At 73.0% G+C, this 12,867-nt stretch carries 10 protein-coding genes; 1 reads left to right on the top strand and 9 read right to left on the bottom strand.

Features of this window, described 5'->3' with window-relative positions; all coding sequences use genetic code 11:
• Nucleotides 1–42: 42 nt before the first annotated feature.
• From PV419_RS07730 to PV419_RS07715, 4 genes are all read right to left on the bottom strand, one after another.
• On the bottom strand, nucleotides 43–3,870 hold the full coding sequence (locus tag PV419_RS07730; RefSeq protein ID WP_319686987.1) for a multifunctional oxoglutarate decarboxylase/oxoglutarate dehydrogenase thiamine pyrophosphate-binding subunit/dihydrolipoyllysine-residue succinyltransferase subunit: 3,828 nt from the start codon (nucleotides 3,868–3,870) through the stop codon (nucleotides 43–45).
• Nucleotides 3,871–4,232: 362 nt separating this feature from the next.
• On the bottom strand, nucleotides 4,233–5,471 hold the full coding sequence (locus tag PV419_RS07725) for a HAMP domain-containing sensor histidine kinase (protein ID WP_319686986.1): 1,239 nt from the start codon (nucleotides 5,469–5,471) through the stop codon (nucleotides 4,233–4,235).
• The gene (locus tag PV419_RS07720) at nucleotides 5,468–6,208 is read right to left on the bottom strand and encodes a response regulator transcription factor (protein ID WP_319686985.1); all 741 of its coding nucleotides are present in this window, start codon (nucleotides 6,206–6,208) and stop codon (nucleotides 5,468–5,470) included. Before PV419_RS07720 ends, PV419_RS07725 begins: the two co-directional genes overlap by 4 nt.
• Nucleotides 6,209–6,310: 102 nt before the next feature.
• The gene (locus tag PV419_RS07715; protein WP_319686983.1) at nucleotides 6,311–7,135 is read right to left on the bottom strand and encodes a spermidine synthase; all 825 of its coding nucleotides are present in this window, start codon (nucleotides 7,133–7,135) and stop codon (nucleotides 6,311–6,313) included.
• A gap of 241 nt (nucleotides 7,136–7,376) precedes the next feature.
• Here PV419_RS07715 and PV419_RS07710 point away from each other — a divergent pair, with 241 nt between their 5' ends.
• Complete coding sequence (locus PV419_RS07710) at nucleotides 7,377–8,255, top strand: rhomboid-like protein (protein WP_319686982.1); 879 nt, start codon at nucleotides 7,377–7,379, stop codon at nucleotides 8,253–8,255.
• Here PV419_RS07710 and PV419_RS07705 read toward each other — a convergent pair.
• From PV419_RS07705 to PV419_RS07685, 5 genes are read right to left on the bottom strand one after another with little or no spacing between them, the layout of a single operon-like run.
• Nucleotides 8,207–8,824: a hypothetical protein gene (locus PV419_RS07705; protein WP_319686981.1), complete on the bottom strand. Its 618-nt coding sequence runs from the start codon at nucleotides 8,822–8,824 to the stop codon at nucleotides 8,207–8,209. The two genes, PV419_RS07710 and PV419_RS07705, sit on opposite strands and share 49 nt — an antisense overlap.
• Nucleotides 8,821–10,158, bottom strand: coding sequence for a hypothetical protein (locus tag PV419_RS07700; RefSeq protein WP_319686980.1), 1,338 nt, complete (start codon nucleotides 10,156–10,158; stop codon nucleotides 8,821–8,823). Before PV419_RS07700 ends, PV419_RS07705 begins: the two co-directional genes overlap by 4 nt.
• Nucleotides 10,155–10,955 (bottom strand): ABC transporter ATP-binding protein, encoded by an 801-nt coding sequence (locus tag PV419_RS07695; RefSeq protein ID WP_319686979.1) that lies wholly within the window; start codon nucleotides 10,953–10,955, stop codon nucleotides 10,155–10,157. The genes PV419_RS07700 and PV419_RS07695 overlap by 4 nt, the downstream gene beginning before the upstream one ends.
• Nucleotides 10,952–12,127, bottom strand: coding sequence for a zf-HC2 domain-containing protein (locus PV419_RS07690; RefSeq protein ID WP_319686978.1), 1,176 nt, complete (start codon nucleotides 12,125–12,127; stop codon nucleotides 10,952–10,954). The genes PV419_RS07695 and PV419_RS07690 overlap by 4 nt, the downstream gene beginning before the upstream one ends.
• A complete protein-coding gene (locus tag PV419_RS07685) occupies nucleotides 12,124–12,723 on the bottom strand; it encodes an RNA polymerase sigma factor (protein WP_319686977.1) in 600 nt (199 codons plus the stop codon). Before PV419_RS07685 ends, PV419_RS07690 begins: the two co-directional genes overlap by 4 nt.
• Nucleotides 12,724–12,867 lie beyond the last annotated feature (144 nt).

The following is a 12,867-nucleotide window of genomic DNA, read 5'->3' as shown; positions in this document are numbered from 1 at the left end:
CGCGGGAGCCGGGCCTTCCGTACGGACGGGATCCGCAGCCGGTCAGATTTCGAAGACCTCGCTGACCAGCGCCTGCTGCTCCGCCTGGTGCCGCTTGTTCGACCCCACCGCCGGGGAGGAGGAGTGCGGCCGGGACACCCGGACGAGCCGCTCGGAGGCCGGCAGGTCCGCGCCCACCGAGAGCTCCAGGTGGTCGATCAGGTTGAGCGCGACGAACGGCCACGCACCCTGGTTCGCCGGCTCCTCCTGCGCCCAGACGAACTTCTGGACGCCGGAGTACTTGGCGATCTCGGCCTGCAGCTCGGCGCCCGGCAGCGGGTACAGCCGCTCCAGCCGGATGATGGCCGTGTCCGTCGCACCGCGCTTGTCCCGCTCGGCGGCCAGGTCGTAGTAGACCTTGCCGGAGCAGAAGACGACCTTGCGGACCGCGGCCGGGTCGACCGTCTCGTCGCCGATGGCCGGGCGGAAGGAGCCGTTCAGGAACTCCTCGGTCTTGGAGGCCGCCGCCTTCAGACGCAGCATCGACTTCGGGGTGAAGACGACCAGCGGCTTGTGGTGCGGGTTGTGGACCTGCCAGCGCAGCAGGTGGAAGTAGTTCGACGGCAGCGTCGGCGCGGCGACCGTCATGTTGTTCTGCGCGCACAGCTGGAGGAAGCGCTCGATACGGGCCGAGGAGTGGTCCGGGCCCTGGCCCTCGTAGCCGTGCGGGAGCAGCAGCGTGACGCCGGAGGTCTGGCCCCACTTCTGCTCGGCCGAGGAGATGAACTCGTCGACGATCGTCTGCGCGCCGTTGACGAAGTCACCGAACTGGGCCTCCCACATGACCAGCGCGTCCGGGCGGGCCAGCGAGTAGCCGTACTCGAAGCCCATCGCCGCGTACTCGCTGAGCAGCGAGTCGTAGACGTTGTAGCGGGCCTGCTCCTCGGAGAGGTAGAGCAGCGGGGTGTGGTCCTCGCCGGTCTCCCGGTCCACCAGCACCGCGTGGCGCTGGCCGAAGGTGCCGCGGCGGGAGTCCTGGCCGGCCAGGCGGACGGGGGTGCCCTCCATCAGCAGCGAGCCGATGGCCAGGGTCTCGCCCATGCCCCAGTCGATCGTGTCGTCCTCGATCATCGCCGCGCGCCGCTGGAGCTGCGGGTACAGCCTCGGGTGGACGGTGATCCGGTCGGGGATGTTGACCTGGGACTCGGCGATCCGCTTGACGACCTCCTGGCTGACGGCCGTGGAGACCGCCACCGGGAACTCCGGCTGGGGCTCGGGGACCTCGGTCGGGGCCGGGTGCGAGGTGGCGTCGCGGACCTCGGTGAAGACCTTCTCCAGCTGGCCCTGGAAGTCCTGCAGCGCCTGCTCGGCCTCTTCCAGGGTGATGTCGCCGCGACCGATGAGCGATTCGGTGTAGAGCTTGCGCACCGAGCGCTTCTTGTCGATCAGGTCGTACATCAGCGGCTGGGTGAAGCCGGGGTTGTCGGTCTCGTTGTGACCGCGGCGGCGGTAGCAGATGAGGTCGATCACCACGTCCTTGTTGAACGCCTGGCGGAACTCGAACGCGAGGCGCGCGACGCGCACCACGGCCTCCGGGTCGTCGCCGTTCACGTGGAAGATCGGCGCCTCGATCATGCGCGCGACGTCCGTGGCGTACATCGAGGAGCGGGACGCGGCCGGGGCGGCGGTGAAGCCGACCTGGTTGTTGATGACGATGTGCACGGTGCCGCCGGTGCGGTAGCCGCGCAGCTGCGACATGTTCAGGGTCTCGGCCACGACGCCCTGGCCCGCGAAGGCGGCGTCGCCGTGCAGGGCGACGGGCAGGACGGTGAAGTCGGTGCCGGCCTTGCCGATGATGTCCTGCTTGGCGCGGACGACGCCCTCCAGGACCGGGTCCACCGCCTCCAGGTGCGAGGGGTTGGCGGTGAGCGAGACCGCGATCTGCTCGCCGTCCAGGCCGGTGAAGGTGCCCTCGGCGCCCAGGTGGTACTTCACGTCGCCGGAGCCGTGCATCGACTTCGGGTCGAGGTTGCCCTCGAACTCGCGGAAGATCTGCGCGTACGACTTGCCGACGATGTTCGCGAGGACGTTGAGGCGGCCGCGGTGGGCCATGCCGATGACGACCTCGTCCAGGCGCGACTCGGCGGCCGCGTCCAGCACCGCGTCCAGCAGCGGGATGACGGACTCGCCGCCCTCCAGCGAGAAGCGCTTCTGGCCGACGTACTTCGTCTGCAGGAAGGTCTCGAACGCCTCGGCCGCGTTCAGCCGGCGCAGGATCCGCAGCTGCTCCTCGCGCTCCGGCTTGGCGTGCGGGCGCTCCACGCGGTCCTGGATCCACTTGCGCTGCTTCGGGTCCTGGATGTGCATGAACTCGATGCCGGTGGTGCGGCAGTACGAGTCGCGCAGCACGCCCAGGATGTCGCGCAGGTTCATCATCGTCTTGCCGGCGAAGCCGCCGACCGCGAACTCGCGCTCCAGGTCCCACAGGGTGAGCCCGTGCTCGATGATGTCCAGGTCGGGGTGCTTGCGCTGGCGGTACTCCAGCGGGTCGGTGTCGGCCATGACGTGGCCGCGGACCCGGTAGGAGTGGATCAGGTCGAAGACGCGCGCGGCCTTGGTGACGTCGTCGTCGTGCGAGACGTCGATGTCGCGCAGCCAGCGGACCGGCTCGTACGGGATCCGCAGCGCCTTGAAGATCTCGTCGTAGAAGTCGTTCTCGCCGAGCAGCAGCTGGCTCATGATCCGCAGGAACTCGCCGGAGGCGGCGCCCTGGATCACCCGGTGGTCATAGGTGCTGGTCAGCGTCATGATCTTGGCGATGCCCAGCTTGTTCAGGGTGTCCTGCGAGGTGCCCTGGAACTCGGCCGGGTACTCCATGGCGCCGACGCCGATGATCAGGCCCTGCCCGGGCATCAGCCGCGGCACGGAGTGCACGGTGCCGATGCCGCCCGGGTTGGTGAGGGAGGCCGTGACGCCGGTGAAGTCCTCCATCGTCAGCTTGTTCGCGCGGGCGCGGCGGACGATGTCCTCGTAGGCCTGCCAGAACTCGAAGAAGTTCAGCGTCTCGGCCTTCTTGATCGCCGCGACGACGAGCTGGCGGTCGCCGTTGGGCTTGACCAGGTCGATGGCGAGGCCAAGGTTGACGTGCTCGGGCTTGACCAGGGTCGGCTTGCCGTCCTTCTCGGTGAACGAGTGGTTCATCGAGGGCATCGCCTTCAGCGCCTGCACCATGGCGTAGCCGATCAGGTGCGTGAAGGACACCTTGCCGCCGCGGGCGCGCTTGAGGTGGTTGTTGATGACGATGCGGTTGTCGAACAGCAGCTTGACCGGGACGGCGCGCACGGAGGTGGCCGTCGGCAGCTCGAGGCTGGCGTTCATGTTCTTCGCGACGGCGGCGGAGGGGCCGCGCAGCGTGACGTACTCCGGGCCGGCGGCCGGGGCGGTCGGCTCGGCAGCCTTGGCGGGCGCGGCCTTCGCGGGCGCGGCCTTGGCCGGAGCGGCCTTGGCCGGGGCCGGAGCCGCGGCCTTCGCCGGCGCGGCCTGCTGGGCAGCGGGCGGCGCGGCCGGGGCGGCGGGCTTCACCGGAGCCGGCGCGGCGCCGTTGCTCACCGGGGCCGGCGCGGCGGCACCGGTACCGGCCGCCCCCGCGGCGGCCGGGGCCGGCGGGGCCGTCGCGGGCTCGGCCACCGCGGAGCTGGTGTCCTGGCCCGGCTTGTAGTCGGCGAAGAAGTCCCACCAGGCTCGGTCGACCGAGTTCGGGTCCTGGAGGTACTGCTGGTAGATCTCGTCGACGAGCCACTCGTTGGGTCCGAACGCGGCGGCAGGGTTACTCCCCTGACCGTCCTGCTGGTCGGTCGAGATGCTCGAACTGTTGGGGGACTGTGGCGACACGGCGGCAACCGCCCTCTTCCGCTTCCTAAGGTGGTGGACAGCGGGAATAAAGGCTACGCCTCTCGACCCCTTACGTGCAGGCCGCACTGGTCATCGTCGCGCAAGTCACATTGATCGGCTGGTTTCGAGGCCTGAAATGGCGGGAATCACCGCTGGTTTTGGTGTCGGCTGGAACGCGAAAATGCGCCCACACCCGCTCGGATGTGCGCGACCGTCGACGTCTGTGCGCCTTCGTTGACGACTTTACGTCAATTTTGATCTCTGTGGGGGGTGGGTTCGTCTAGGAGATCTGCCAGAGATCTGGCCGGGGTCTGGCTGGGGTCTGGCTGGGGTCTGTCTGGGGTCTGGCTGGGGTCTGCGCCTCAGTGGTCTCTGGGCTCCCTGGTGTGCGTCCCCGGCAGGCTGACCTTGATCCGGCATCCCCGGGGGGACTCGGCCACGCCTATCCGCCCCCCGTGCAGATCGACCGCCCACCGCGCGATGGCGAGACCCAGCCCCGTACCGCCGTCACTGCCCTGGCCCGGCCCGCGCGGCGCCCCAGGCTTTCCGCTCTGGGCGGACGGGCCACCCCGGTTGAAGCGCTCGAAGACCCGGTGCCGCTCGGCCTCCGGGATGCCCGGGCCCTCGTCCAGCACCTCCAGCTCCAGGCTCTCCGGGCCCTCGCCGCGCCGTGCCCGCACGGTGACGCGGCCGTGCGCCGGGGAGTGCTTCACCGCGTTGTCGATCAGATTCGCGACGACCTGGTGGAGCCGCTCCGCGTCGGCGTGCGCGGTCAGATCGGACGGGAAGACGTCCAGGTTGAGATGGACGTCCTTACGGGCGTGCGAGCCCGAGCTGCCGTCCGCGTACGCGCCCTTGGCCATGCTGGCCTCCTTGAGGATCCCGGCCAGATACGGCCAGACCTCGAAGCGCCGCGCGTACAGCGGCACCACACCCTTGTCCAGCCGGGACAGGTCGAGCAGCTGCTCGACCAGCCGGCCCAGCCGTTCGGTCTGGCGCAGCGCGACGCGCATCGTCTCCGGGTCGGCCTCCGAGACCCCGTCCACGACGTTCTCCAGGACCGCGCGCAGCGCCGCGATCGGGGTACGCAGCTCATGGGAGACGTTCGCGACCATCTCCTTGCGCTGCGTGTCCACCGCCTCCAGATCGGCGGCCATCCGGTTGAAGGAGGTGGCCAGGGCGCCGAACTCGTCCCCCCGCTGTGCGGCGCTCACCCGGCGCGTGTAGTCGCCGTGCGCCATCGCCCGGGTGACCTCGGTCATCTCGTCCAGCGGGGCGGTCAGGCCGTGCGCCACGAACTGGGTGATCAGCAGCGAGGCGATGATCGAGAAGATGGTGATGATGCGCAGCTCGGTGTCGGAGTGCATCGCCGCGAACACCAGCAGCGTGGTGATGATCACCGAGCCGATGACCAGCGCGCCGAGCGCGGCCTTCACCGACCGGTACGGGTCGAAGGGCTTCAGCGCCTCCCACAGCCGGCCCCGCAGCCGGTCCCACTGGCGGCCCCGCAGCCGGTCCCACTGGCGGCCCCAGGCGGCGCGCCAGGTCTCGCGCCACGTCTCGCGGCTCCAGACGGCCGTCCGGCGGCCGGATGGCCTCATGCCGCCGGGGTCTCCAGGGCGTAGCCCACGCCATGCACCGTACGGATCCGCTCCGCGCCGATCTTCCGGCGCAACGCCTTGATGTGACTGTCCACCGTCCGGGTGCCCGACGCGTCCGCCCAGTCCCAGACCTCCGCGAGCAGCTGCTCCCGGGAGAGCACCGCGCGCGGCGTGTTGGCCAGGCAGACCAGCAGATCGAACTCGGTCGGGGTGAGATGCACATCCGTGCCGCGCACCCGCACCCGGCGCTGCGCGTGGTCGATCTCCAGCTCGCCCAGCCGCAGAATGCCGCTGCGCGGGGTGTGCGCGGCCAGCGCCGCCCGCTCGACGCGTCTGAGCAGTACATGCACCCGCGCGGCCAGCTCGCGCATGGAGAACGGCTTGGTCATGTAGTCGTCGGCGCCGACCCCCAGACCCACCAACATGTCGGTCTCGTCGTCGCGCGCGGTGAGCATCAGCACCGGCACCGGGCGCCTGGCCTGCACCCGGCGGCAGACCTCCAGGCCGTCGAACCCGGGCAGCATCACATCGAGCACCAACAGGTCCGGCTGCCACGCCTCCGCCGTATCGACGGCCGCCGGGCCGTCCCCGGCCGTCTGCACCTGGAACCCCTCGGCGCGCAGCCGGGCCGCGATGGCGTCCACTATGGTCGGATCGTCCTCGACGACCAGGACCCGGCGCTGTGCCCCCGGGGTGGTCGTGGCGGTCCCGTTGTGGCTGCTGTGAGTCTGCTCCATGCGCCCGCCCCTGCTTTATTCTGTGAAACCGCGGCTCCTGGCTGGTCATCTGCCCGGCCGCGCGCGCTGGCAAGCAGCGTAAAGGCAGCCTACGCGGCTCGGCTACGAGCCTCGAATCGCGAGGTGAACCACGTCCGGGACACCTCGGGCAACGCTGATCTCTTCCGTCCGCACCCCCGTGAAACCGGCATTCCGGAGAGATTCCTCAAAGGCGGGCGAGGGCTGGGCGGACCATACGGCGAGCACTCCGCCCGGAGAGAGGCTCGCCCGGCAGGCGGCGAGACCGGCGGGGGAGTAGAGGCTGTCGTTGTCCTCGGTGACCGTCCAGTCGGGGCCGTTGTCGATGTCCAGGCAGAGCGCGTCGTAGGGCGCGGATGCCGTGGCTGTGTGCGGGTGAGAGACACCTGTGTCAGGGTGCGAGACGCCTGCGTGCAGGTGGGAGACCAGATCGGCCCGGATGACCTCGGTGCGCGGATCGGCGAGCGCGGCCGCCGAGATCCGCCCCAGCGGGCCGGTGCGGTGCCAGTCGATGACCGCCTCCTCCCGCTCCACCACCGCGATCCGGCCCCACCGCGGCTCAGCCGCCGCCTCGGCCAGTGAGAACCCGACGCCCAGCCCGCCGATCAGCAGCGCGGGCGCCTGCCGGGCGGCGGGCAGCGCGTTCAGCGCGGCGCGGATCAGGAGGCGCTCGGAGCGGCCGTCGGAGGTGTCCATCAGAAAGCACCCGTTGGCGATGATTTCGAAGACGGGGGCAGTGGCATGCGGGCCGCCTGCGTTCTGGCCGTCGGCGTCCGGGCCGCTCCCGCCCCCGCCGCGCCGCCGCAGCACCACCTCGCCGTACGGGCCCTCGCGACGGTCGAGGGTCACGGGGCGGTCGGCATCGGGGTTGGCGGCGGTGTCGGTGTCGGTGTCGTACGGCGGGTACACGGGGCGAGGTCCTTCCTGGGGAGCTCGGGGCTCCCGGGGGCGGCTCGGGCTTGAGTTCATCCGGGCAGGGGCGGCCGCGGCGGGCTCTGCGGCCACCGCCCCTGCCCGAATCTACCTACCGGGGCCGGGCGGTTGTGGCGGCGTTCACAACCGGAGGGTTGGGGACATGAAGTGCGGCCCGGCCGTTGTTGTGATCAGAAGCGGGGAGAACGGCGGGCGTGGCAGAGGAAGGAGCCGGGGCGTGACGGAGACGCGAGCGGCCGGTACCGCGGCCGGTGAACCACGGCGGGCGGCGCGCCGGCCGAAGTCCTGCCGTCCCGCCGCCGCGCGCCGCGCGGCCGCAGCCCCCCTCTCGGGCCCCGCGGCCCCGGACGCCGCGACCCCACAGCTTTCCGTCGCAGGGGCCGTACGCGCCGTACGAGTCCCACGCGCCACCCCCACCCCCCGCGTCGGCGCCCGGCCGCGGTGGGTCGGGTCGGTGGTGCAGGGTCTGCCCAGGCCGGCGGGGGCGCCGTTCACGTTCTGTTATGCCCTGGTCCTGATCGTCACCAGCGCCTTCTCCGACCTCGCGGACCCGGACCTGGTGCACGACGTTCTGACCCGCTCCAGCACCGATGTCGTGAACCTCGCCGACCGGCCGGTGCTGGTGCTGGTCGCCAGCGCGGTGTGGGTCGTGGGTGGGCTGTCGTCGCCGTACATCCTCGCCTTCCTCGTCGTGGTCGGGGCGCTGGAGCGGCGGCTCGGGGGGTGGCGGACCGCCGGGGTGTTCCTGTTCGGGCATGTGCTGGCGACGCTGATGACCGAGCTGCCCGTGGCCGCCTCGGTCGCCGCCGGACACCTGCCCGAGAGCTCGCTGCGCCGGCTCGACTACGGCATCAGCTACGGGCTGCTCGCCTGCACCGCCGCGCTCGCCGGGCTGCTGCGGCCCTGGCTGCGCTCGACGGTGCTCGGCGGGATCGCGCTGGTGCTCGTCCTGGATCTGGTGGAGTTCGCCGATCCGCTCACTGACTGGGGCCATCTGCTCGCCCTGGCGACCGGCGTCCTGTGCCGGCCGTATGTGCGGCGGGCCGTTCAGCGGCGCGAGCCGGGGCTCTCCGGGCGGGCGCCGCGCACCGCGTAGAGGCAGGTGCCCGCGGCGAACAGCGCGGCCGCCGTCCACCACGCGGTCTGCTGCGACCCCGGCTGCACCGACCAGGCCCACACCGCGCCGGGCCCGCCCGGTTCGGCCTGCGCGCTGAAGTAGACCGCGCTGGTGTGCGCCAGCATCGGCAGCCAGCTCAGCCGGGCCCTGATGAGCGCGGCGGCCAGGGCGGTGACCCCCACGGCGCCCAGGACGTTGCGGACCATGGCGGGCGCCCCGTACAGCTCCGGATGGCCCGGGACGGCGGTCGTGAGCAGCCCGGCCGCCACCGCCGTGAGCAGCAGCAGTTGGGCGAGGCGCCGCGGCCACCAGGGGCGTACGGCGGTCCGGTCCAACTCGTCGCTGTGGGTGTACAGGCTCGTCCCGATCGCGGCGGCGACGAGTACCGGCGCGAGGACGACGACCGGCAGGCGGGCCCGCGGTCCGAGGTCGGGTTGTGCCACGAGCCAGTCCGCGCACCATGCGGTGGCGGGCGCGGCGGCGAGCAGGACGACGATGGTCGTGGGCAGGGCGCGCGAGCGCGCGTACAGGAGCAGGTTCAGGTTCACGGGGCCGTCACCCGCTCAAGGCGGCACGTGCGCACGGCGGCGAAGTAGTCGCCGAGCCAGCGCGTGCGCTCATCGTCGGGCATGGTCTTCAGCCTCTTCAGGTTGCGGGTGTAGCCCGGTTCGTTCCAGCCCGCCGGCACGCGCTTGGGCCTGGGCATCGGCGCCAGCCATTCGGCGACGGCCTCGCTGATGTCGTTGTAGCGCTCCATATCGGAGACGCCGGGGCAGGACGGCGCCGTCGCGCCGAAGGCCGCGTTGGCCGCGAACATCTCCGGCTCGACCATTCGGCCGCGCCGGAAGTAGGAGTTCCAGCCGGACAACGGTGCGTCGGTGCGGCGCACCCGGCGGTCGTCCAGGCTCTCGACAATGCGGGTGGGGGCGTTTGGTACGCCGCGCAGCTTCGCCGCCAGCCCGGCCAGCGCCGCGGACGCGCCCGGCAGCAGGTGGCTGTGCGCCCGCGTCGCGCAGACGCGCGGCGTCCCGTCGTCGCAGACCAGCACCGCGCTCGCCGGGTCAGGGCGCCACAGGCCGTCGCCGGTCTGCACGATCAGGACGGCCGCGGTGGCCGCGGCGGCGAGCGGCGCGAGGGCCAGGGCGCGGGCGCGGCGGCGGGTGGCGTAGGCCAGGAGCGCCGCTGCCGCGAGCCCGGCCGTCCACACCATCGAGGCGGGCCCGAACCACCACACCGGCCGGTCCCAGGAGAAGATGTGCTCCTTGCCGGGGCTGAGCCAGGAGGCGGGGGCGTCCTGAACGCCGATGAAGGGTTGAATGAGGTAGACGGCCAGGGCGACCACGGGCGGGGCCAGCCGCCACGGCACGACGCGCCCCGCGACGAACCCCAGCGCGGCGAACGAGCCGATGGCCGTCGCGTCGGCCGCGATCAGCGATACGAACGGGTGGCCGTCGCCCGCGTACGGCCAGGTCGCCAGCAGGCATAGGGCGGCTGTGAGCAGATAACCGACGACCGGCCACACGATCGTGGGCGCCGCGGCCAGCAGGGTCTGCCGGAGGCGGCTGCGCGCCACGGTGGCCAGCAGTTCCTCCGTCCCACGCCGTCGCTCCCGCCCGCCCTGCCAGCACGCGGCCGCGGCCGCCGGCGGCGCGCCGAGCAGTGCCCCCGCCGCCCGCAGCATGTCGGTCGTGTCCGTCCACCCGGTCTGCCAGCTGTCGGCCTTGGTGTACATGGTGAAGAGCAGGGTGGCCAGCACGGCGGCGCCCGCGGGCGGTCCGACGCCGCGGCGGAGCTCGGCGCGCAGGGGACGGGCGACGCGCGGGGGGCGGGTCTCGGGTGCGGAGTGCGTGACGCGCGGGCGCAGGGTCGGGGTCCGGCTCATCGGGTCACCGTCCATCCCGCGGAGGCGCCCTGGCCGGCCCGGTGGCGGCGCAGCGCCACGGCGTAACCGCGCTCGATCGGGTTGTCGCCGAAGTCGTCGGTCTCCGCCTCGGCGCCCAGCTCGGCCAGTGCCCGGGGTGTGCCCTGGTAGGCCACCCGGCCCGACCCGATGAGGGTGACCTCCGTGCACGCCGCGGCGACGTCCTCCACCAGATGGGTGGAGACGAGCACCGTCGCGTTACGGCCCAGCTCGCGCAGCAGCGCCCGGAAGTCCACCCGCTGCTCCGGGTCGAGACCGGCCGTCGGCTCGTCCAGGAACAGCACGGCCGGGTCGTTGACGATCGCCTGCGCGATGCCGACGCGCCGCACCATGCCCCCCGACAGGCTGCGGACCTTCGCGTCGATGCGGTCGGCGAGCCCGACCCGCGCGACGGCGCGTTCGACCGCGGCGGGGGCGTCCGCGCGCGGTATCTCCTTCAGCCACGCCATGTAGGCGACGAACTCGCGCACCGTGAAGCCTGGGTAGTAGCCGAACTCCTGCGGCAGATAGCCGAGCCTGCGGCGTACGGCGGTCCGGTGCGCGGGCGCCGAGATGTCGCCGCCGAGCAGCTCCACGCGCCCGGCGGTGGGCGCGGCGACCGTCGCGAGAACGCGGATCAGGGAGGTCTTGCCCGCCCCGTTGGGGCCGAGCAGGCCATGGACACCGGTCCCGAAGGCGAGGTCGACGGCGTCGAGGGCGGTGGTCCGGCGGTGCCGGACCGTCAACCCGTGGACACGGACGGAGACGGCGCTGGTCACATGCGCTCCAGATGGTCGAAGGAGGTACGGCGCAGGGCCAGCAGCCCCGCGCAGACAGCCGCCGCCGCTGCCCAGCCGCCCTGAGCGGCGGGGCCGGAGAGGACAGTGGCGAGGGAATCGGACACGGCGCCCCCGAGGGTGGGTCCCTGGGGGTCACCGGAGTGTGCGAGGGCCGCCGGGGCACCGACGGCCAGCAGCCAGCCCGCGGTGACCGCACAGGTGGCGATCCGGCAGCCGACGTACGAGGCGAGGGCGAGCGCGGCGAGCGTGAGCGCGAGCCCGGGCAGCAGCCAGGCCGAGGCCGCGGGCGCCCCGGCGGCCGCGGGCAGCAGCTGCCCGACGAGGGTCAGCAGCGGCACGGACACGGCGAGTACGACCGCCGTACGGGTCAGCAGCAGCCGCAGACCGCCGGATGGCGTGGACGCGGCGAGCTCATGCATGGGGTCGGCGTGCCGCCCGTACGAGACGGCCACCCCGGCGGACGGCAGTACGGGCGCGAGCGCCAGCAACAGCGGCCGCACACCGGAGACCCCCGCGGCCCGCGCGGCCCCGGCCGCGACGACCCCCGTCACGAGCAGCGCGACCAGCCAAGGCCCGCGCACCGCGGGCCCCGCGGCCCACACCATCCACGCCCGGGGGCCCCGGGCGGGCCCCCGGCCGAGGCCCAGCAGGGAGCGGCGCCGCCCGGCGACGGGAGCGGCGTCGCCGATGCCGGCTGGGCCCTCCCGGCCGGCGGTATGGGGGGCGGCCATTGCGCCTGACGCGACGGCTTCCCCGCCGTGTCGTGCCGCCCCCACGGCCGGAGCCGCGCCGCCGACCCCGGCTGCGGCTGCGGTCGCGGCTGTGGCCCCGGTCCCGGTCGCAGCCCCGGCCCCGGCTGCGACCCCGGCCCCCGTCCCGGCAAGCGCATCGTTGGGCGCCTGGGCCTGCGCCTGCGCCCCCGCCAAGGTCAGCACCGTCGCCCGGATCTCCGCCAGCGCGGGCGCCGCCGCGCCTTCGCGGACGGCGGCCGAGACGCGCTCCGCGCAGGTCGCGCAGGCCTCGACGTGTTTCTCGACCGACCACGCGTCGGTCTCCGGCAGCGAGCCGTCGGCGTAGGACGCCGCGTGTGCGGGTGTCACGTGCCAGGTGGCGGCGGGGCCGCCGCGGTTCGTCAGTCGCCGGCGCGTCATGCGGTGCCTCCGAGAGCGTCCAGGAGGTGCGGGGGTGTGGTGCGCCGCTCGGTGAGGGCGGCGCGGAGTTCTCTTCGGGCGCGTTGGGCGCGGGTTTTGACGGTGCCTTCGGGGATGCCGAGGAGCTGCGCGGCCTCGCGGGTGGTGAGCCCGTCGACGACCGTGGCGCGCAGGACGGCGCGCAGTTCGGGGGAGAGGCGGTCGAGGGCGGTGCCGACGTCGCCGTACTCCAGTGCGTCGAGGGCCCGCTCCTCCGCGGAGGGGGCCGTGGCGTGGGCCGGGTCCGGCTGGTGGCGGGCGTGGGCGGCCTGGGCCTGGGCGGCGCGGGTGGCGGCGCGCTGGGCGTCGACGAGGCGGCGGGCGGCGATGGTCCACAGCCAGCCGCCCGCCTCGCCGCCGCGGTGCGCGCCGGCCGTGCGCCAGGCCGTGACGAAGGTGTCCTGCAGGACCTCGCGTACGGTCTCGGGGTCGTGGCAGCGGCGCGTGAGGCGCGCGTGCAGCCAGCCCGCGTGCCGGTCGTAGAGCGTGGCGAGCGCCTGCGCGTCTCCCCGCGCGACGGCTCGCAGCAACTCCCCGTCGCTTCGGTCTGACCCCATCGGGCGGAACAGTCTCACGCCCCTCTATCGCTTACCGAAGGGGTGACGGTTCACGTTCCGCTGACGCACCGCAGGAACGGGTGATCGCTCAGAGCGAACAACGGGCCGGGAACATCGGTGGGCCTCCGCGCATTGAGTCTGCAT

The sequence above is a fragment of the Streptomyces sp. ME19-01-6 genome, assembly GCF_033793745.1.
Lineage (GTDB): Bacteria > Actinomycetota > Actinomycetes > Streptomycetales > Streptomycetaceae > Streptomyces.
Note: the sequence above shows the minus strand (reverse complement) of the source record. Positions and strands in the feature narration are given on the sequence as shown.